21 protein-coding genes are annotated in these 20,719 nt (G+C 54.3%); 8 read left to right on the top strand and 13 right to left on the bottom strand.

The window, feature by feature from the left end; all coding sequences use genetic code 11:
* Positions 1–55: 55 nt before the first annotated feature.
* On the bottom strand, positions 56–835 hold the full coding sequence (locus ACF2G4_RS08680; RefSeq protein WP_409075877.1) for a helix-turn-helix domain-containing protein: 780 nt from the start codon (positions 833–835) through the stop codon (positions 56–58).
* A gap of 94 nt (positions 836–929) precedes the next feature.
* Here ACF2G4_RS08680 and ACF2G4_RS08685 point away from each other — a divergent pair, with 94 nt between their 5' ends.
* Positions 930–1,829, top strand: a complete 900-nt coding sequence (locus tag ACF2G4_RS08685; protein ID WP_409075878.1) for a DMT family transporter — start codon at positions 930–932, stop codon at positions 1,827–1,829.
* Here ACF2G4_RS08685 and ACF2G4_RS08690 read toward each other — a convergent pair.
* Together ACF2G4_RS08690 and tctD are read right to left on the bottom strand one after the other, a co-directional pair.
* Entirely contained in the window at positions 1,816–3,198 is a 1,383-nt protein-coding gene (locus ACF2G4_RS08690) for a sensor histidine kinase (protein WP_409075879.1), read from the bottom strand. The genes ACF2G4_RS08685 and ACF2G4_RS08690 overlap by 14 nt on opposite strands.
* Positions 3,189–3,860: a transcriptional regulator TctD gene (gene tctD, locus ACF2G4_RS08695; protein ID WP_409075880.1), complete on the bottom strand. Its 672-nt coding sequence runs from the start codon at positions 3,858–3,860 to the stop codon at positions 3,189–3,191. Before tctD ends, ACF2G4_RS08690 begins: the two co-directional genes overlap by 10 nt.
* Before the next feature lie 119 nt (positions 3,861–3,979).
* Between tctD and ACF2G4_RS08700 the strand changes: the two genes are divergently transcribed.
* The 4 genes from ACF2G4_RS08700 (at position 3,980) to flk (ending at position 8,072) form a co-directional block, all read left to right on the top strand.
* Positions 3,980–4,960 (top strand): tripartite tricarboxylate transporter substrate binding protein, encoded by a 981-nt coding sequence (locus tag ACF2G4_RS08700; protein ID WP_243077503.1) that lies wholly within the window; start codon positions 3,980–3,982, stop codon positions 4,958–4,960.
* A gap of 12 nt (positions 4,961–4,972) precedes the next feature.
* The gene (locus tag ACF2G4_RS08705; RefSeq protein ID WP_243077502.1) at positions 4,973–5,404 is read left to right on the top strand and encodes a tripartite tricarboxylate transporter TctB family protein; all 432 of its coding nucleotides are present in this window, start codon (positions 4,973–4,975) and stop codon (positions 5,402–5,404) included.
* 10 nt (positions 5,405–5,414) lie between these two features.
* Positions 5,415–6,920 (top strand): tripartite tricarboxylate transporter permease, encoded by a 1,506-nt coding sequence (locus ACF2G4_RS08710; RefSeq protein WP_243077501.1) that lies wholly within the window; start codon positions 5,415–5,417, stop codon positions 6,918–6,920.
* A 111-nt stretch (positions 6,921–7,031) separates the two neighbouring features.
* Complete coding sequence (gene flk / locus ACF2G4_RS08715) at positions 7,032–8,072, top strand: flagella biosynthesis regulator Flk (RefSeq protein ID WP_332627267.1); 1,041 nt, start codon at positions 7,032–7,034, stop codon at positions 8,070–8,072.
* Positions 8,073–8,082: 10 nt separating this feature from the next.
* On the opposite strand, the gene ACF2G4_RS08720 is transcribed toward flk, so the two are convergent.
* The gene (locus ACF2G4_RS08720) at positions 8,083–8,538 is read right to left on the bottom strand and encodes a rhodanese-like domain-containing protein (protein ID WP_409075881.1); all 456 of its coding nucleotides are present in this window, start codon (positions 8,536–8,538) and stop codon (positions 8,083–8,085) included.
* An 87-nt stretch (positions 8,539–8,625) separates the two neighbouring features.
* Between ACF2G4_RS08720 and ACF2G4_RS08725 the strand changes: the two genes are divergently transcribed.
* Positions 8,626–10,062 carry a PLP-dependent aminotransferase family protein gene (locus ACF2G4_RS08725; RefSeq protein ID WP_409075882.1) on the top strand — a complete coding sequence of 479 codons (1,437 nt, stop codon included), beginning with the start codon at positions 8,626–8,628 and terminating at the stop codon, positions 10,060–10,062.
* On the opposite strand, the gene ACF2G4_RS08730 is transcribed toward ACF2G4_RS08725, so the two are convergent.
* Positions 10,025–11,209 carry an MFS transporter gene (locus tag ACF2G4_RS08730; protein ID WP_243077497.1) on the bottom strand — a complete coding sequence of 395 codons (1,185 nt, stop codon included), beginning with the start codon at positions 11,207–11,209 and terminating at the stop codon, positions 10,025–10,027. The genes ACF2G4_RS08725 and ACF2G4_RS08730 overlap by 38 nt on opposite strands.
* A gap of 235 nt (positions 11,210–11,444) precedes the next feature.
* Entirely contained in the window at positions 11,445–12,665 is a 1,221-nt protein-coding gene (gene fabB / locus ACF2G4_RS08735; protein WP_215846062.1) for a beta-ketoacyl-ACP synthase I, read from the bottom strand.
* Positions 12,666–12,819: 154 nt separating this feature from the next.
* Between fabB and mnmC the strand changes: the two genes are divergently transcribed.
* Positions 12,820–14,829 (top strand): bifunctional tRNA (5-methylaminomethyl-2-thiouridine)(34)-methyltransferase MnmD/FAD-dependent 5-carboxymethylaminomethyl-2-thiouridine(34) oxidoreductase MnmC, encoded by a 2,010-nt coding sequence (gene mnmC / locus ACF2G4_RS08740; RefSeq protein WP_409075883.1) that lies wholly within the window; start codon positions 12,820–12,822, stop codon positions 14,827–14,829.
* 23 nt (positions 14,830–14,852) lie between these two features.
* Here mnmC and ACF2G4_RS08745 read toward each other — a convergent pair whose 3' ends face one another.
* The 6 genes from ACF2G4_RS08745 to prmB are packed head-to-tail and all read right to left on the bottom strand — an operon-like array spanning position 14,853 to position 19,457.
* Positions 14,853–15,134, bottom strand: a complete 282-nt coding sequence (locus tag ACF2G4_RS08745) for a YfcL family protein (RefSeq protein WP_215846060.1) — start codon at positions 15,132–15,134, stop codon at positions 14,853–14,855.
* A gap of 32 nt (positions 15,135–15,166) precedes the next feature.
* On the bottom strand, positions 15,167–15,712 hold the full coding sequence (locus tag ACF2G4_RS08750; protein ID WP_243078470.1) for an elongation factor P hydroxylase: 546 nt from the start codon (positions 15,710–15,712) through the stop codon (positions 15,167–15,169).
* 43 nt (positions 15,713–15,755) lie between these two features.
* Entirely contained in the window at positions 15,756–16,559 is an 804-nt protein-coding gene (locus tag ACF2G4_RS08755; RefSeq protein WP_243077495.1) for a sulfite exporter TauE/SafE family protein, read from the bottom strand.
* 8 nt (positions 16,560–16,567) lie between these two features.
* On the bottom strand, positions 16,568–17,389 hold the full coding sequence (gene mepA / locus ACF2G4_RS08760; protein WP_409075884.1) for a penicillin-insensitive murein endopeptidase: 822 nt from the start codon (positions 17,387–17,389) through the stop codon (positions 16,568–16,570).
* Between the two features lie 4 nt (positions 17,390–17,393).
* Positions 17,394–18,479, bottom strand: coding sequence for a chorismate synthase (aroC, locus tag ACF2G4_RS08765; protein WP_215846055.1), 1,086 nt, complete (start codon positions 18,477–18,479; stop codon positions 17,394–17,396).
* Between the two features lie 45 nt (positions 18,480–18,524).
* Complete coding sequence (gene prmB, locus ACF2G4_RS08770; RefSeq protein ID WP_215846053.1) at positions 18,525–19,457, bottom strand: 50S ribosomal protein L3 N(5)-glutamine methyltransferase; 933 nt, start codon at positions 19,455–19,457, stop codon at positions 18,525–18,527.
* 159 nt (positions 19,458–19,616) lie between these two features.
* On the opposite strand from prmB, the gene smrB reads away from it, so the two are divergent.
* Entirely contained in the window at positions 19,617–20,165 is a 549-nt protein-coding gene (gene smrB, locus ACF2G4_RS08775) for an endonuclease SmrB (RefSeq protein ID WP_215846051.1), read from the top strand.
* Positions 20,166–20,199: 34 nt separating this feature from the next.
* Here the strand turns inward: smrB and sixA are convergent, their stop codons facing one another.
* Positions 20,200–20,682, bottom strand: a complete 483-nt coding sequence (gene sixA / locus ACF2G4_RS08780; RefSeq protein ID WP_215846050.1) for a phosphohistidine phosphatase SixA — start codon at positions 20,680–20,682, stop codon at positions 20,200–20,202.
* Positions 20,683–20,719: the final 37 nt, after the last annotated feature.

Here is a 20,719-nt window from a genome sequence, read left to right on the forward strand (position 1 = left end):
CACGGCTTTCCTGTCTGTTGTCTTTAAGGGCGTTATTCTGGCACAAAGCCACGCGTTAGCCTAACCGCGTGCGGTAGCGATCGGGCGTGGTGCCCGCTTGATGTTGAAACATGACAATCAGCGCAGAAGCGGAGCTATATCCGAGATCGTGAGCAATAGATTGCACGCTGTTGCCCTGCTCCAGCAGCGCAATCGCCCGCAAAAAACGCAGCCGCTGACGCCATTCGCTGAATGACATATTGAGCTGCTGATGACAGCGGCGCGCCAGCGTGCGTTCTGTGGTAAAAACGCGGGCCGCCCACGCTGCTAGCGTAGTGTTATCACCGGGGTTGGCCTCCAGCGCGTGCAGCACTGGCGCCAAAAATTTATCTTCCGACGTAGGCAAATAGCTTTCCTGAACGGCTGCGAGACGCAAGCGGTCGCGCAGTACATTACACAGCCGCAACTGCTCGTCGCTGACGGGCAGCACAATTTCCTCTCGGGCGAATTCATCCATAATGGCATGCACGATCGGATCGACAATCAGCAAGCACGCTTTGATCGGCAACCCTTCACACAGATCGGCGGCCAGGTTAAAGGTGCGAAATTGGGCCTGCCGATGATTATAGCTGCTGTGTACTCGCCCCGGCGGGATCCAAATAGGGATGTCGGCAGGCGTGAGCAGCCGTTCACCTTCTACCCGCATCTCCAGCACATAACTTTTCACAAAGATCACCTGGCCCCAGCTATGCGCGTGCGGCAAATATTCGGTTTGCGCATTGGCCTGCTCAAAACGAAAGAAGTAGCGCAGCGCATTGGCATCAACTGGCGCCTGGTAAGTGATTTGTGAAGTCATTATGTCCGGTCATTAAAGATTTTTGTCCGATATTAACTATCTGAATAAAACCGGACAAGCGTACACTGCGCCCATTCTGTATCGGGAGAGCGTTATGAGTTTCTTGTTTCCGCTGATTGCGGTGATGATCTGGTCGATCAATTCGATCGTAAGTAAGTTGTCGGCGGATGCTATTGATCCCGCCGCCATCTCTTTTTATCGCTGGCTGTTAGCGCTGCTGGTGTTAACGCCGTTTATTTTGCCTGGCGTATGGCGTCAGCGGCGACAGATTAAACCGCATTTGGGGCAATTGCTGCTGCTTGGGCTGCTGGGCATGGTGTTGTATCAAAGCCTGGCTTATTACGCCGCGCACAGCGTCAGTGCACTGTTTATGGGGATCATCGGCGCATTAATTCCGCTGCTTACCGTGCTGTTAAGCGTAGTGATCCTGCGCATTGCCCCGACGGTGGGGATTCTTTTTGGCAGCATCATCTCATTTGCCGGTTTAGTTTGGCTGGTCAGCGAGGGAAATTTACCGCTGTTGCTGAGTCATGGATTAGGCAAAGGTGAGTTAATGATGCTGTCGGCTTCCGCCTCTTATGCGCTTTATGGTGTGCTGACCAAGCGCTGGGCAATACCGCTGCCGATCTGGCAAAGCTTATACATGCAGATCGTGTTTGGCGTACTGCTGCTGTTACCCGGTTTTTTATTTGCACCCGACGTAACACTGAATCTGCATAATATCCCGTTGGTGGCGTTCGCGGGCCTGTTTGCTTCAATCATTGCGCCTTTCTTGTGGATTCATGGCGTACAGCGTTTAGGTGCCAGCACCACCACTATATTTATGAATCTGATTCCGATATTTACTGCGCTGATTGCCGTGCTGTTCCTGCATGAGCAGTTGCACAGTTATCACTGGATTGGCGGAGGTTTGACACTGTTTGGCGTGATTTTGGCACAGCGTTTGAAAACACCGCTGTCAGGTCGTAAACCGAGCCGTATCACTCGGATTTAAACGCGATAGTGACGCGCAGTCCGCCCAGTAGCGGACTGCGATCCATGACAATCAACGCTCCATGCCATGCACAAATATCCTGCACCAACGCCAATCCTATTCCTGCGCCAGGCTGCAAGCTGCCATGATCAAGTCGGGAAAAGGGCTGTAAGGCTTTTTCCTGTTCCGCACTGTCGATGCCCGGCCCGCTGTCTTCTATTTCTAATGTTTTCCCCTGTAGCCTTGCCGTAATTACCCCGTTCAGCGGCGTGTATTTGATGGCATTGTCCAGCAGATTGGCGCATAACTCGCCCAGCAGCAGGCGATCCCCTTTGACTTCGCTGTTCTCATCGCCTTCATAACCTAAATCGATCTGCTTGTTCCGGGCCGCCGTGTAACCGCTGAAACAGGCATCCCGCAGGATCTCCGCTAAATCGACGCGCGGCAGCTGTTTCTCTTCGCCGTGACGCGCTTTTATTTGCGCCAGTTGCAGTAATCGATCGGTGAGCAAAATAGTGTCATCCAGCGTGTGTCGCATTCCTTGTAAACTCTCTCGCCACTGCTCGGGGCAATTGCTGCTCATCGCGACACCTACCTGAGTTTTGAGGATTGCTAGCGGCGTACGCAGTTGATGTGCTGCGTCAGCGCTAAAACGATCCTGACGCGCCATCATTCCACGCAACCGCTCAAGATAGCGATTAAAAGCAATAATCAACGGCTGTAATTCTGACCAAGGCAACGATGGAAGCGGCGTTAACTCGCTAACATCGCGGCGTAAAACAATGCGCGATAGACGTCGTAATGGACGCAGTACGCGTCGCAGCATCAATCCCGCCAGTAACAGCGTCATCAGCACCAGCACGCTTTGACTCAGCAGCGCCGTACGCATTAATCCTTGGGCAAACTCCTGACGCGAATTCAGTGTTTCAGCCACGATAATTAGCGCCATACCTTCTGCCCCCGCCTCGCTGATGGGTTGCCAAAGTGCAGCAAGGCGAATCGGTTGCTGTCGATAGCGGCCATCATAAAAATGCACCAGCGCGGGCCAGTCGTTTGAAAGCGCGTGATGGGGTGGAATCGGCGGCAGGTCGTCATAACCTGACAGCGTTTTACCTTGCGGCGAAATCACTTGGTAAAACAGCTGGTCGTTCATGTTGCGCTCAAAGCTGTCGAGCACGACCCAAGGCACATCCACTTCAAGATGACGATTACGTACCACCAAGCGTTCAGCAACGGTGCGCGCCGAGGCCAGCAATGAGCGATCATAAGCCTGATTGGCTGCAGCCAGCCCGCTTTGATAATGGGTATAAACCGACAAACCCCACAACAACGTGAGCGGCAAGCCCAACCACGCCAGTAATTCGCCACGCAGTGAACGGATTAGCCGCATGGCACCGTTTCCAGGCTGTATCCCAGACCGCGTAGCGTCACAATCGCGACATCGCTACCGGCCAGTTTCTTACGTACCCGGTGTACGTAAAGCTCAATGCTTTCCAGGCTGACATCATCAGCCAGGGTAAACGTTTGTTCATAAAGATGCTGGCGTGAAACCGGGCGCCCTCGTCGCTGCATCAAGGTTGTAAGTATGCTGGCTTCGCGCGGGGTCAACGCCAGCGGCTTGTCCGCCAGCAAAAAATAGCCTTCAGGATCGCGTGTCAACTGGCCTAGCGCCTGGTTTTGCGCAGAAAGCGTTTGGCTACGCCGTAACAGTGCCCGTAACCGCGCTTCCAGTTCATCCAGCTCAAAGGGTTTAGTGAGGTAATCATCGGCTCCCTGATTCAGGCCGCGCACCCGATCGTCGAGCGCGCTGCGCGCAGTCAGCAATAAAACCGGCACATTTTTTCCGCGCCGACGCAGTCGCGTTAGCACCTCAATACCATCCATACGCGGCAGCGAAACATCCAGTACCACCAGAACATATTCCTCGCTGTGCAGCATGTGATCCGCCGCTACACCATCCGCAACCCAATCCACGGCAAATCCTTTTTGCGTTAGCGCTTTCTGCAACCAGCGCGCCAGCTCAACCGTATCTTCAACCAGTAAGAGACGCATATCACATCCTGTCATTATTTCCGGGCAGTGAAAGGTAAATGAAAGGTAACTGTTTTAACAATTCAGCAACGCCGAATATTCGGCAGAAATCACACTCTGGAAGAACAAGGGAGCGAAAGATGAAAAAAATAATCCGCACCACCTTAGCCTCAACCCTACTGGCATTACTGGTTCCCGCTACTTTTGCCGCCGATGCGCCCAAACGTACTGAATGTATTGCGCCTGCCAAGCCTGGCGGCGGCTTTGACCTGACCTGCAAACTCCTGCAAGTGTCATTGCAGGAGACAAAACAGATCGATTCACCGATGCGCGTCACTTACATGCCCGGCGGCGTGGGTGCGGTTGCCTACAACGCCATTATTGCGCAGCGCCCCGCCGAAGCGGGCACGGTGGTCGCCTTCTCCGGCGGCTCGCTGCTTAACCTTTCTCAAGGCAAATTTGGTCGCTATTCAGTAGACGACGTGAAGTGGCTGGCAGCAGTCGGCACCGATTACGGCATGATTGCAGTGCGTGAAGATGCCCCATGGAAAACGCTTGGTGAGCTGATGGAGGCGATGAAGAAAGATCCCACCAAAGTGGTGGTTGGCGCGGGCGCATCTATTGGCAGTCAGGACTGGATGAAAACCGCGCTGCTGGCGCGTGAAGCAGGCATTGATCCGCGCAAGATGCGTTACGTCGCGTTTGAAGGTGGCGGCGAGCCGGTTACTGCGCTGTTGGGTAATCATATTCAGGTGGTTTCTGGCGACATGAGCGAAATGGTGCCGCATCTGCAAGGTGGAAAAATGCGCGTGCTGGCTGTGATGGCGGATAAACGTTTGCCTGGCCCGCTGGCGAATGTGCCGACCGCTAAAGAACAGGGCTTTAACATCGAATGGCCGATTATTCGCGGCTTCTATTTGGGTCCAAAAGTCAGCGATGCCGAGTATCAATGGTGGCAAGACGCCTTTAAAAAGATGGTGAATACGCCGGAATTTCAAAAACAGCGCGATCTGCGCGGTCTGTTTGAATTCAACCTGTTTGGTGCAGAACTCGACAGCTATGTCAAAAATCAGGTCGCCTCTTATCGCGATCAGGCGAAATCTTTCGGCCTGGCTAAATAACCGGAGCACATGATGAGCGATCGTATTTTTGCGGCTATTTGGCTTGCACTTTGCCTCGGCGGCATGGTGATAGCCTGGCAAATTCAGAGCGAATACAGCTACGAACCGGTTGGCCCGCGCCCTTTTCCCCTGACGATTTTGGGTTTGATGGCGATCTGCGCCCTGCTGATGCTGTTTCGTAAACCAGACACCATTCAATGGCCTACTCAGGGCACATTAAAGCGTTTAGTCGCACTGGCGCTGATGCTGATGCTTTATGGCTGGCTATTTGAAACACTGGGTTTCGCGCTCTGCACCACGTTGTTGACGTTTGGCATCGGCATGCTGTTTGGTGCACGTTGGTGGGCGGCAGCGCTTTCCGGCGTGATCATGGGGTTGACGCTGTTTTACGCCTTTGACCGCTTGCTGGACGTGACGCTGCCCATGGGCAGCTGGCTGAGTTAAGGAGAATATCATGGATACCTGGTCTTTTTTGATGCAGGGTTTCGCCGTCGCCATGACGCCCGAAAACCTGATAATCGCCTTGATCGGCTGTTTTATTGGCACCATTGTGGGATTGTTGCCGGGTCTCGGCCCGATCAATGGCGTCGCTATTTTAATGCCGCTGGCTTACGCGCTGCATTTGCCGGCGGAATCGGCGCTGATCTTGCTGGCAACGGTCTATATCGGTTGTGAATATGGGGGTCGCATCTCATCCATTTTGCTGAATGTGCCAGGCGATGCCGGTGCCATTATGACGGCGCTGGATGGCTATCCGATGGCGCAGCAAGGCAAAGCGGGCGTAGCGTTGTCGATTTCCGCGGTGAGTTCCTTTGTCGGCTCCACCATTGCCATTCTCGGCATTATTTTATTCGCCCCGCTCCTGGCAAACTGGTCACTGGCATTTGGTCCGGCTGAATATTTTGCGCTGATGGTTTTCGCGATTGCCTGCCTCGGCAGCATGATGAGTCAAAATCCGTTGAAATCTTTTCTGGCCGCATTAATCGGTCTCGGCATGGCGACCGTGGGCGTTGATGCGAATACCGGCGTTTACCGCTTTACCTTCGACAGTGTGCATCTTTCTGATGGCATTCAGTTTGTGGTGGTGGTAATTGGTCTGTTCTCGGTGAGTGAAATCTTGTTGATGCTGGAATCCACCCATTCTGGGCAGAAAGCGGTGCGCGCCAGCGGTCGCATGATGTTCAACATGAAAGAGGCCGCGATGACGGCCGGTGCCACGCTGCGATCGTCGTTTATCGGTTTCTTCGTCGGTGTGTTACCCGGCGCAGGTGCCACCATCGCCAGCGCCATTGCTTACATGACTGAAAAGAAAATCAGCGGCAGCGACCAGTTTGGTAAAGGTGATATTCGCGGCGTGGCGGCGCCAGAAGCGGCAAACAACGCATCGGCTTGCGGATCCTTTATTCCAATGCTTACGCTGGGCATTCCCGGCTCAGGCACCACCGCAGTCATGGTGGGGGCGTTAACGCTCTACAACATCACGCCCGGTCCCGCGATGTTTATTGAACAGCCAGACATCGTGTGGGGATTGATCGCCGCACTGTTGATTGGCAACGTCATGCTGTTGATCATGAACATTCCCATGATCAACGTGTTTGCCCGCATGCTGACGATTCCGCTGTGGTTTTTGGTCCCCACCATTGCGGCCATCTCCGCCGTGGGCGTCTATGCGGTTCACAGCACCACGTTTGATCTGCTGTTAATGGTTGGCTTGGGTGTTTTTGGTTATATTCTGCGTAAAATGGATTTCCCCATGTCTCCGCTGATCCTGGGTTTTGTCTTAGGTGAAATGCTGGAACAGAATCTGCGGCGCGCGCTCTCAATCAGTAACGGTAATTTGCCGATCCTGTGGGAAAGTCTGATTTGCAAAGTGCTGCTGATCTTAGCGGTTGCCGTCTTGGTGGTGCCTTTTGCCTGGAAGCGCTGGCGCCGTATGCGCCTGAAGCTCATCCCTGAGTAATTCCACCGAAACGCAAGCGCCCCCGTGGGATTTCCCGGGGGCTTTTGTTATCATGGCGCATTCTCATTCCGGCGCACCCCACGCTGTTCTGTTTTCCCCAAGGAATCCGCCATGCAACCTGTTAGCGGCCCCGGTGTGCCGGTCGGCGATCGTTCATCTGTAAATCCGCAAACGGGCGCACCTCGTCCCGGTTCTGCGCCTGGAGAACAGCCACTCTCTCCTGCGCAACGCACAACGTTGGAACGCCTGATTGTGCGCATTTTGTCGCTGAGCAATCTTAAAGCGCCTGAGCTTTGGTCTGGTATACGCCGTGAAGTGAATGTGAAGAGTGACGCCGAGTTGCAGTCACGTCATTTTCCTGCTGCCGAGCAATACCTCACGGTGCGCCTGACGCAAGCACAAACCGGCCACGCGACGCGCCAGTTGATGACCCAGCTAACCGATTTACTGCCGCAGGGCAACAATCGTCAGGCGGTGAGCGACTTTATTCGGCAGCAGTTTGGTCAAACCGTTTTAAGTGCCTTGAGTCAGGATCAGCTACGTCAGGTGCTGACCATGCTGCAAAATGGCCAAATGGCGATTCCGCAGCCGCAGCAAACGCGCTCCAGCGATCGCAGCCTGTTACCGGCTGAGCATCACACCCTGAACCAACAGATCATTCGTTTGGCCGCCGCAACGGGCGAATCCAGCGGCAAATTGTGGGCCTCAGCGTTGAAACTGGTGAACCTTACCAGCGGCGATCCGATCCCATCACGCCATTTCCCGCTGCTGACGCAATATTTACAGGTGCGTCAAACCCTGAGTCAGCACAGCGCGCCAACGCTGCAACTGCTGGAAGCCTCGCTGAAGCAGCCGCTGGCGCAGACCGAACAGCGCATGATGGAGGATTACAGCCAGCAGCGATTCCAGGCGACACCGCAAACGGTGCTTACGCCTACCCAAACGCAGGATCTGCTGAACTTTTTGTTCTCACGTCGGGCTGAAAAAATGTCTGAGCAGCCTTTGGCCGCCAGTGAAATCAAACCTCAGCCAATCTGGGCACCCGTTGCGGCCTCCTTGCCGCCGTCACTCCAACCGCTGGCGCAGCGGCCGTTGCTGGTCATCTTCATCGCCTTGCTGGTGATTGCATTTTTATTGTGGATCGTCCTTTAAAGACGCTGCATTAGCAGCCGCATGATGCGGCATCGCCTGTAGTTGAAATTGCGCCTGGCCATTCGCCTGGCGCATTACCCCACGCCATCGGATGGCCATCGCGCTTCCAAAAATCCAGGCCGCCAATCAACTCTTTCACCTGAAAACCCAAGGTGGCGAGCTTATACGCCGCTTTCGTTGAGCCATTGCAGCCGATGCCATCGCAGTAAGTGACATAGAGTTTACTGTGATCTAACTGTGCTGTTGATGCTTCATCCATAATGCGATGAGGAAAGCTGATGGCGCCGCAAATGTGCCCAGCGCGATAGATCTCCGCTGATCGTGCATCGATCACCACAATTTCACTCACCTGCTGCGCCAAATCTTCGGCGAGATCCCACGCATCCGTGTAATAAGCCAATTTGGTTTCCAGGTACGCCAGACTTTGCTGCGAAGAAACGGGCGGAAAACGTAATACAGATGACATGGTGATTCTCCTGTTGTGAAGTGCAGCCAGTTTACGGCAAAGTGGACTGCTCATTGATACCCATTTATCTCTCACAATAAGACCAATATGAGCACACCGCTGCTGCAACTCTTCCATCATCAAGCGTCGGGCGGACTGCGTGAACGTTTGTGCGCCACGCTGCGTCTGGCGATAGCGAATCACCATTTGTCCGTGGATCAAAAGCTGCCCTCGACGCGACAAATGGCATCGGATTTAAACCTGTCGCGTGTGACGGTGGAAGCGGCTTACGCGCAGTTGGAAAGCGAAGGATATTTACGACGTGAAATCGGGCGCGGCAGTTTTGTGGCTATCACCATGCCCAATAAAGCGCGCAGCACGGCGTTAACGCAACTGCCTCACTTCTCCCTGCGCGGTAACCGTGTATTAGCAACCGGGGGTTGCCAGGATCCGCTCTTTCCACAGGCTTTTGCCGCCGGTTCGCCAGAACTTCGCGCCTTTCCTCAGCAAATCTGGCGGCGAATCAGCGCCACTGTGCAGCGTTCGCTTGGCAGCGCGGTGATGGGTTACGGCGATCCGCTGGGTTATCAGCCTTTACGCCATGCGGTGGCAGATTATCTGGCCTTGTCGCGTGGCATACATTGCCAACCCGAACAGGTGATCATGCTCACCAGTTCACAGCAGGCGCTACAGCTGCTGGCGCTGATGTTTCTCGATCCGGGTGATGAAGTCTGGCTGGAGGAACCGGGCTATCCCGGCGCGCGTAATGCTTTTCTCGCGGCAGGTGCAAACTGTCGCGGCATTGCGCTGGATCAGGAAGGCGCGAAACTTCACTCTGGGGCAGCAAAGTTGATGTATCTGACGCCTGCGCATCATTATCCAACGGGTGTCACCATGAGTTTAGCGCGCCGTTTAGCCTGGCTTGATTGGGCGCGGCGTCATCGCAGCTGGCTAATTGAGGATGATTACGACAGTGAATTTCACTATGACGAACGCCCGACGCCAGCGCTGCAAGGACTGGATTTGCATAGTCGCGTCATCACGCTAGGGACGTTTTCAAAATCACTGTTTCCTTCACTGAGGCTGGCCTGGATGGTGGTACCCCCTGAACTGGTGATACCTCTCGGTCAGGCGCGCAGCGTCATGGATGGACACAGCGCCCTGTTGCCGCAAGCGATTACCGCCGAGTTTATGCAGCAAGGTCACTTCACCAGCCATTTGCGTTTAATGCGGCAGCTTTATCGCAGTCGCCGCGACCTGCTAATAGAGCAAATTGAGCAGCGCCTTGCGCCGTGGATCACGCCAATGGCCCGCACAGGCGGCTTGCAAATGGCGGTATCACTGAAGCAGGGAGATGAAGCGAGGCTGACCAACCTCGCCGCGCAAGCAGGATTGCAACTGCCGAGGCTAAGCCCGTTATATACCAGTGATATTCGACAGCCAGGTTGGCTACTGGGCTTTTCTGCGCTCACACCCGGCGAAATCGTTGCCGGATGTGACAAGCTGACTAAGCTGTTTGCGGCTGACGCGCAAAGCGCCAGGTAACTAAAATCCCGAGCACCGCGCAGCACGCACCTGCCAAATAGACAGAACCGTAACCCAGCGCGGTCGCCAGCAATCCGGTGAGCGGCCCGCTGGCTCCGTAAGCGACATCCTGGAATGCAGAAAAGCCCCCAAGCGCGGTGCCGCGCACCTGCGGAGAAACGCGTTTAATCACTTCTACGCCCAGCGCCGGGAAGATCAGTGAGCAACCGCAGCCGGTCAAAGCAGCCCCCATTAATGCCATCCAACTTTGCGTTGCCAGTCCCAGCAATAGCAATCCGCAGGCTTCCACCAGCAGCGAAATCATCGCCACTTTTACGCCACCCAACCGATCCGGCAAGCCCCCAAATAGGAGACGCACCAGCACAAACGCCAGGCCAAATGCGGTAAGGGTAAAGCCCGCATTGCCCCAGTGTTGTGCAGCAAAATAGAGCGAGGTAAAAGTACCGATCACCGCAAAACCGGCACCTTGCAGCGCGAGCGCGAGCCCCGGCTGAAAAATGCTGCGTACCACGCTGAACAGCGAAGGCCGCTCGCCGCCGACAACCGGCACGGCTTTGATCCAATTATTCAACCCCAGCGCAATCAGCGGCAGCACGACGGCAACCGCGCCCAACAGCGCAAAACCCCCCTGCTGATGCAGCAACAAGCCGAGTGGCGCGCCCGCTGCCAGCGATCCATAAATCGCCATGCCGTTCCATGACATCACCAAACCAGAACGCTTTGGCCCAACTAAACCCATGCCCCATGTCAGATTCCCGGTCAGCAGCAAGCTTTCGCCAAAGCCGAGCAGCAAACGACCTATCGACAGCAAGCCGAACTTCGCCTCTATTGGCACCGGCAGCAGCGCAGCAGCGAGGTAAGCCAGCCCCACTAAGGCTATCGCTAACATGCCGTGTTGTGTGGTGAGTTTTGCGCCATGCTGATCGGCTCGACGTCCGGCAAAACCCCGCGTGAGCAAAGTGGCAAAGAACTGAATGCCAACCGCGATGCCCACCATCACGTTGTTCATTCCTAACTCTTGATGCACATAGAGCGGGATAACCGGCAAAGCCAGGCCCGCAGTGAGATAAGTCAGGAATACGGCCAGCGAGGTGCAAGCCAAAGGAAAGGTCGACTGAACTTGCGATTCAGCGGCTGAAGAGGACATTAACGTAACTCCTTGTTCTGAGACGTGCCATGACGGCAAAAACCAACGACGCGCGCGCCTTCTGTCGTAACAGAAGATTTATGCGTTGGTTAACGTGAACGCTTACGTAACGAGAATGGTCGTTAAGGCAGGACTACACCACAGTCGAGCGAAAAGGAATTCTGGCAAGGGGTTAGAATTATGTCAAAGAAAAGGGCCGGCAAGCCGACCCTTGAGGTAAAGATGAGGTGAAACCTTAAGCCTGATACTTACGCATCGTCAGAGTCGCGTTGGTGCCACCGAAACCGAAGCTGTTAGACATAACGGTTTTCAGCGCTTTTTCAGTCGGCTTAGTCACGATGTTCATGCCTTCTGCCGCTGCATCCAGCGAGTCGATGTTAATGCTTGGCGCAATAAAGCCGTGCTCCAGCATCAGCAGGGTATAAATCGCTTCCTGCACGCCAGCTGCACCCAATGAGTGACCGGTCATGGCTTTGGTTGCAGAAATGTAAGGCGTGTTATCACCGAACACTTCACGGATTGCACCCAGCTCTTTCACATCGCCCACTGGCGTTGAAGTACCGTGGCTGTTCAGATAATCGATAGGGGTATCAACGCCCTGCATCGCCATCTTCATGCAGCGCACTGCGCCTTCGCCTGATGGTGCAACCATGTCTGCGCCGTCGGATGTTGCGCCGTAGCCTACGATTTCAGCGTAGATGTGCGCGCCACGTGCCAGCGCGTGCTCCAGCTCTTCGACCACAACCATGCCGCCGCCGCCTGCGATAACAAAGCCATCGCGGTCGTTGTCATAGGTACGAGAAGCTTTTTCAGGCGTTTCATTATATTTGGTAGAAAGCGCGCCCATGGCGTCGAATTCGCAGGACATTTCCCAGCACAACTCTTCACCGCCGCCAGCAAACACGATGTCTTGTTTGCCCAGCTGAATTTGCTCAACCGCATTACCGATACAGTGTGAAGAGGTCGCACAGGCAGAGCTGATTGAGTAGTTCACACCGTGAATTTTGAAAGGTGTAGCCAGACAGGCTGAAACGCCTGACGCCATCGCTTTAGTCACGACATACGGACCTACTGCTTTCAGGCCACGCGGGCTACGCATTGCGTCTGCGCCGAACACCTGATAACGCGGAGAACCGCCACCTGAACCGGCAATCAGACCCACACGTGGGTTGTTCTGATAGGCTTCGTTGGTCAGGCCAGAATCTTTAATCGCTTCTTCCATGGAAAGATAAGCATAGATGGACGCATCACTCATAAAACGCACGATTTTGCGATCGATGAGGCCGGTGGTATCTAACTTAACGTTACCCCAGACGTGACTACGCATGCCGGAATCTTTCATCTCTTGAGAAAATGTGATGCCAGAACGGCCTTCACGCAGAGATGCCAGCACCTCTTGCTGATTATTACCAATACTGGAAACGATCCCCAAGCCAGTAATCACCGCACGTTTCATTCAATAGTCCTCTTCCACATCTTTTGGATTGACGTGCACTCTAGCTTACACTTGTACGCCGAACAAGTCCGATCAGCCATTTCCTTTTGTAAATTTGCGTCATGTCACGCTGGTCGCTAAAATCGCGCCACTGCCTGAAAAATGAGCCTTTGCCGTGAAATCAACGCCGGTCGAACACGCCGAACTAAGCTGGAATGAACAGGGTACACCTGTTTCCCGAGCCTTTGAAGATGTCTATTTCTCTAACGATAACGGCCTTGAAGAGACGCGTTATGTCTTCCTTGGCGGCAACCAATTTCCACAGCGTTTCGCCCATCATGAGCGAGATTTATTGATCGTTGCTGAGAGTGGATTCGGTACCGGGCTCAATTTTCTTACGCTTTGGCAAGCCTTTGAGGCATTTCGCATTGAGCAACCCAATGCCAGATTGCAGCGTCTGCATTTCATTAGCTTTGAGAAATTTCCTTTAACGCAGAATGATTTAATCGCGGCACTGCGGCATTGGCCTGAACTCGCCCCGTGGGCAGAACAATTGCAACAGCAATGGCCGATCGCTCTGCCCGGCTGTCAGCGCCTGCTTTTTGATGGCGGACGCATCACCCTTGACCTGTGGTTAGGCGATATTAATGCATTAATTCATAGCCTCGATGACAGCCTTTATCGTCAGGTTGATGCATGGTTTCTGGATGGCTTTGCCCCCTCGAAAAACCCAGATATGTGGACGCCAGAATTGTTTAACGCCATGGCAACATTGCTACGGCATGGCGGCACGTTTGCCACGTTTACCGCCGCTGGTTTTGTCCGTCGTGGATTACAAGACGCCGGTTTCGCCGTCACGCGACGCAAAGGTTTTGGACCTAAACGTGAAATGCTATGCGGTCAACTCGCGGCCGCACCCGCGCTACTTGTGCGCCAACCCTGGTATTCTCGACCCGCCGCGCGACAACGGGAGATCGCCTTAATCGGTGGCGGCGTAGCCAGCGCGACGCTGGCGCTGGCTTTGCTGCGACGAGGCTGGCGCGTAACGCTTTACTGCGCCGATGACGCGCCCGCGCTGGGCGCGTCAGGCAACCGTCAGGGCGCGCTTTATCCGTTGCTCAATCAACACGATCCCGCACTTGCGACCTTTTTCCCTACCGCTTTCAGTTTCGCGCGTCGTTTATACGATCAATTACCGGTTCAATATGAGCACAGCTGGAGCGGCGTGTTGCAACTGGGATGGGATGAAAAAAGCGCGGCGAAAATTGACCAGATGCTGAAGATGGCCTTGCCCGATGCGTTAGCGCATGGCGTGGATCAACAGCAGGCTGAAGCGTTGGCCAATCTACCGTTGGGCTGCGGCGGGATTTTTTATCCGCAAGGCGGCTGGCTTTCCCCGGCAGAGTTGACTGCCGCGATGCTGGCTCGCGGTGAAGAACAAGGCTTGCGGATTCACTGGCTGCATCGTGTGACTGATATGACTTATCAGGAAGAAAGCTGGACGTTACAGTTTGCTGATTCTGCTGCAGTGCAGCATCACGCTGTGGTGCTGGCGAGTGGACACGCCTTAACGGACTTTTCGTTAACCGAGCAGCTTCCGGTTTACGCGGTGGCGGGCCAGGTGAGTCATGTGCCTTCTACGCCGGGACTGGACGCGCTGCAAACAGTACTCTGTTACGACGGCTATTTAACGCCGATCAGCCCGCAATTTGGCACGCACTGCATCGGTGCCAGCTACCGTCGTGGTGAAACCGAATCTGATTATCGCGAAGCCGATCAGCAGGAAAACCGTACGCGTTTACTTCATTGCCTGCCTGAAAGCCCCTGGGCTAAGCAGGTTGATGTCAGTGCCGGGGAAGCGCGTATCGGCGTGCGTTGCGCAACCCGCGATCACTTACCGATGGTCGGTAGCGCGCCAGACTATGCCGCCACGCTGGCGCAATATCAGGATTTACCGGCACAGCGTGCGCAAAATGGCGATATCGCTGATGCGCCACATTATCCACAACTTTATCTGTTTGGTGCGCTGGGTTCGCGCGGTTTGTGCAGCGCGCCTTTGGCCGCAGAAGTGCTGGCGGCGCAACTGGCAGGTGAACCGCAGCCGTTAGATGCCGCTACGTTAGCAGCGCTTAATCCGAATCGTTATTGGGTGAGAAAACTGCTGAAAGGTAAAAAAGTGGGTTGAGGGCGGCATGCCGCCCTGCATATTCAGGCCGATTTGCGCGCCTGCAAAAACAGATTGTCCCACATGCCTACCACCAGCGCTTGATCGCGCGGTGATAACTCGCCTGCGGCAATCGCATTCTGCAGACTGCGTGTAACGTGAATCTGTAATGCTTCAGGCGTGTGCTCATCCAGTCGTTCGATTTCTGCGACAGCCAGCGTGAGGTGGCCGCTTAAATAACCGCTGGCAAACAGCTCATCGTCGCTGGCGTGTTCAACCATGTCGTCAATGAGGGCCAGAATACGCGCTTCAAATTCTGCGATCATCTCAATTCCTCTTTTTGATGTGCCTTCACAGGTCACAGATCTTCCGGCCAGGGAAACTGTGAGGCCGTCAACGAAGGCCTGCCATAAAATTTAGCTAATGCTGCAATAAAACGCGCGGGTCGTGCGGGTATACCCTGCTCCAAATAAGACATGACCTGAGCATGAACCTTACGTTGGAAAGCAATGCGATCCGGCTCACAATCTCCCTCGAGATTGTCACAACTCACGTTGAAGGGAAAGCCTGCCGCAACACAAAACATCCATTCCAGCGCCTGCGGCTTCACTTCTACCGCTTCAAACTGACTTTGCGTCAACGCGTCGCGGCCATCCGGGCAATACCAATAACCAAAATCAACCAGTTTGCGGCGTGCTTCACCGGCAATACACCAATGTGAGATTTCATGCAGCGCGCTGGCGTAGAAACCGTGAGCAAAAACCACGCGGTTCCACGGCGATTCGGCATCTGCCGGAAGATAGATCGGTTCGTCATCGCCTTTAATTAGACGGGTCTGAAAGTCGTCGCTGAAGCAGCGATCAAACAGCGTAACCAGCTGCTCATAGTGATGTGTTGTGTTCATGCTGTCATTTTGAGAGGAAATAGGCGCCATTTGGCATCATCCATTACAAGTGCAGCGTGGCGAACCACGCCATAATGCTGCTACCGTGGCTGTCCCACAGCAGTTTGATACTCATTACCGCTGAGACAATCACCACCATCGGACGAATCAGCTTCTGACCACGCGTCAGCACCAATCTTGCGCCGAGACGCGCGCCGCAGAATGCGCCGAGCATCATAATCACGCCGGTTCCCCACACCACTTTGCCGCCAAACATAAAAAACAGCAGGCTGCCAAAGTTGGAGGTGAAGTTAAGAATTTTGGCGTGGGCGGTGGCTTTAGCGAGGTTGTAGCCGCACAGCGTTACGAAAGCCAGCGCGTAAAAAGAACCGGCACCGGGGCCGAAGAAGCCGTCGTAAAAACCGATAGTTCCGCCACCTATCAACGCATACGGCAAACCGTACAGGCGACGCGCGCGATCCTCTTCACCAATGCGAGGCATTAACAGGAACCACAACCCAATCGCAATCAGCAAGATCGGTAAAACCTGACGTAACATATCAGCCTGAAGCCGCTGTATCAGCACGGCACCGATCACCGACCCGACAAAGGTCATGGCGATGTTGAGCCATTGTTCGTTTAATTTGACCGCGCCGCGACGAATAAAATAGAGGCTGGCAGAGAACGAACCGCCCACTGATTGCAGCTTGTTGGTCGCCAATGCCTGCGCGGGAGAAAGGCCCGCCGCCAGCAATGAAGGCACCGTTAACAAGCCACCGCCACCCGCAATAGAATCAATAAAGCCCGCCAGCATGGCAACAAAGAACAGCAGCCCAACCAGCAGCGGGCTGACGACGAACCAATCCATGACATCCCTTACAGTAAATGTTTATCCAGTAATGCCTGACAAGCCGCTGGCAGCGGCGGCGGTTCGCGTTTTACAGGCGCTGAACCGGGTTGTTTGGGTAAGAACCAGCTCTGTAGCTCTGCGCCACAACCATCGCCCGGCGGTGGCGGAGCTTGATCGAGACATTCACTGCTGCCTTGCGGACAACGCAGACGCACATGCATGTGAGCGCGATGCGCAAACCAGGGACGAACTTTATGCAGCCATTCACGATCGTTCCCTGCATCGGCACAAAGCTGCTTTTTGATCGCTGGATTGACGAAGATACGTGATACTTCTTCATCTTTCGCCGCCAGTTTGATCAAGCTGTCAATTTCTGGACGCCAGTGGCGCGCGACGACGTTTTTATCGCCGGGCGCAACCAAATCCAGCGGTTGCGGCTTCAACAACTGCTGCGATGACCAGCGCGTTTTGGGGAGCTGCAACCAAATATCCACATCCAATCCTGATTGATGACTGGCGTGTCCGCTGCTGAAACGTCCGCCCGCTGCCATGCCCATATCGCCGATCAGCACATTGCCCAATTGCAAATTATGCGTCTGAGTACTTAAGCGCTGAATGAACTGAATCAAATCAGGATGTCCAAAATAGCGTCGCTGATCCTGACGCATCACCTGATAATTTGGTGCATTAAGCGGCAAAGCCTGCGCACCCACAATACAGCCATTAGCAAAGCCGCCGACTGACTGCGGCGCACCCGCAATCGGCTGCTGAATACGCTGCCAAGGCGTTGCCGCCAGGCTGGATGCGCTAATCACCAGCGCGGAAAGCGTGAGCAGAAGACGTTTCATTGAATTACCAGCGCGGCACAGTGGAATTGACATCAGCGCACTGCGCACGCTGACGCAGCAGATGATCCATCAACACGATCGCCATCATCGCTTCAGCGATCGGCACCGCGCGAATCCCTACGCAGGGATCGTGGCGACCTTTGGTGATCATCTCCACTTCTTCACCCTCGCGGGTAATGGTTTTACCGGGCACGGTAATGCTGGACGTCGGTTTCATTGCCAGGTTAGCGCTGATCACCTGACCACTACTGATGCCGCCAAGAATGCCGCCCGCATGATTGCTCTGGAAACCGTTGGCACGAATCTCATCACGATGTTCACTGCCACGCTGATTAACGACGGCAAAGCCATCACCAATTTCAACACCTTTTACGGCATTAATGCTCATAAGTGCATGGGCTAAATCAGCATCAAGACGATCAAACACCGGCTCGCCAAGACCTGGTGGAACGTTTTCAGCCATCACCGTGACTTTGGCGCCGATGGAGTCGCCCTCTTTTTTCAGACCGCGCATCAATTCGTCCAGCGCTTCCAGCTTGTCAGCATCCGGACAGAAAAACGGATTTTCTTCCACGATGCTCCAATCTTTTAGCTCGCATGCGACATCGCCAATCTGTGCCAGATAGCCGCGCACCACTACGCCGTGCTTCATGTGCAGATATTTTTTGGCAATGGCGCCTGCCGCTACGCGCATTGCGGTTTCGCGAGCGGAAGATCGTCCGCCGCCGCGGTAATCGCGCTGGCCATATTTCTGTTCGTAGGTGTAATCAGCATGGCCGGGACGGAACAGATCTTTGATCGCACTGTAATCCTGCGAGCGCTGATCGGTGTTTTCAATTAACAAGCCAATCGAAGCGCCGGTGGTGATGCCTTCGAACACACCAGACAAAATTTTCACCTGATCGGGCTCACGGCGCTGCGTGGTGTAGCGTGACGTACCCGGACGACGACGATCGAGATCGTGCTGAATATCGGCTTCGGTGAGCGGAATGCCCGGCGGCACACCATCAACAATACAGCCCAGCGCAATACCGTGGGACTCACCAAAGGTGGTTACTCGAAAAAATTGTCCGATGCTGTTTCCGGCCATTTTGATTCCTTGTTACGGTTCTCAGAGCGAGCACTCGCCCCGCTTTCAGTCTTTGAAAAAAGAAAAATGATGTTGTGCGTCGACAATCTGCTGGCGCGTCAGCATGAACACGCCGTCGCCGCCATTATCAAATTCCAGCCAGGTGAACGGCACATCAGGATATTGTTCGATCATGTGCACCATGCTGTTGCCCACTTCGCAAATCAACACGCCCTGCTCGCTCAGGTAATTTGGCGCGCAGGCAAGAATGCGGCGTACCAGTTTCAAACCGTCGCTGCCCGCAGCCAAACCAAGTTCCGGTTCGTGGCGATATTCGTTTGGCAGATCGTCCATATCTTCCGCATCCACATACGGCGGATTGGTAACGATCAGGTCATATTTTAATTCAGGCAGGCCACGAAACAGGTCAGCGCGGATCGGCGTGACGTGATGAATTAAGCCATGCTCTTCAATGTTTTGTTCGGCGACAGCCAGCGCATCGGTAGAGATATCTACCGCATCCACTTCGGCTTCTGGGAAGGCATAAGCGCAGGCAATGGCGATACAGCCGCTGCCAGTACACATATCCAGAATGTGATGTGGCGTTTCACTGATTAAACCGGCAAAACGGTTATCAATCAGTTCACCAATCGGTGAACGCGGCACTAAGACGCGCTCATCAACGTAAAATTCGTGACCACAGAACCAGGCTTTGTTGGTCAAATAAGCAACCGGAATACGTTCGTTAACGCGACGAATTACACGCTCAACGATGCGGTGACGCTCGCTGGCGGTCAGACGCGCGTTACGCATATCTTCAGGGATGTCGAGCGGTAGCCAGAGGGACGGCAGGACTAACTGAACGGCTTCGTCCCAAGGATTGTCTGTGCCATGTCCGTACCAAATTCCGGCAGCGGAAAAGCGGCTAACCGCCCAGCGCAGCATGTCCTGAATGGTGTGCAGTTCGTTCACTGCCTCATCGACGAAAATTTTGTCCACGTAGCCCTCCGCAGGCCTTTTGCTAAATCGGCCGATAGTGTGCCATGAAGCCGGAGAGAATTCAGCGCGGTGAGGTGAAAAAGCTGACATTTAATGACACTTAACGGTAAGGTAACGCCATCCGCTGAAAACAGCCTTTTCTGACATAATTTACCCGCCATGAGTAAAAAAACGCCCCTTAGCCAGGACGATAAATCGCTGTTTCGCCAATTGATGACCGGCACGCGTAAGCTGAAACAAGACACGATCGTGCACAAACCGGTGGTGAAAACCCGCCAAGTGCCCACGAAACGCCTGCTTTCCGAGCAGGCAGATAATAGTCATTATTTCTCTGATGAATTCCAGCCGCTGCTGTCGACAGAAGGCGCAACGCGCTATGTACGTGCCGATGTCAGCCATTTTGAACTGAAAAAATTGCGGCGTGGCGACTATACGCCAGAGATATTTCTCGATCTGCATGGTTTAACGCAGCAGCAGGCTAAGCAGGAATTAGGCGCATTGATTGCAGCCTGTCGACGAGAACATCTGTTTTGCGCCAGTGTGATGACCGGCCACGGTAAGCATATTTTGAAACAGCAAACGCCGTTATGGCTGGCTCAGCATCCGTTTGTCATGGCTTTTCATCAGGCACCCAAGATGTTCGGCGGCGATGCTGCGCTGCTGGTATTGATTGAAATTGAAGAGTGGCAACCGCCCGAGCTACCTTGAGAAGGGATTGGGCCGATCATTCGGCCCATGGGCATTAAATAGCTTTCGCCAGTTTTGACGGACTGACCTGCCACTTTAATTTGCCTTCGCTCTGGCTGGCATCAAAATCCACACAGGCAATAGCAGAAGTGGCGAACATCGGCGGCGCTTCCTGCGGGCAGAGTTCAGAAACCAGATAACCCACCAACGGCAAGTGCGAAATCACCAATGCTGATTTCACGCCTTCATTTGCCAGCGTCTGTAAGTAGCACGCCACCAAACCCGGATCGCCGCCAGGCGTCAACTCAGGTAACACGTCCTCTTCGACAGGCAGAGACAACGCTTCACGAACTGTTGAGAGCGTTTGCCCCGCGCGCAAATAAGGGCTTACTAAAACACGTTCAATGTCTGGCGCTTGACTGTTGAGCCAGCTCGCCATTTGGCGTGATTCATTACATCCACAAAGCGTTAAAGGCCTGACTGAATCGCTTGCTGCTTCCAGAGCTGCATCGCCGTGACGCATGATAAAAACTTGCATAAAGCACCGCTGTAGTTTGTCGACATCGCCCGACGCT

This window comes from Pantoea phytostimulans (assembly GCF_046118715.1).
GTDB lineage: Bacteria > Pseudomonadota > Gammaproteobacteria > Enterobacterales > Enterobacteriaceae > Pantoea > Pantoea phytostimulans.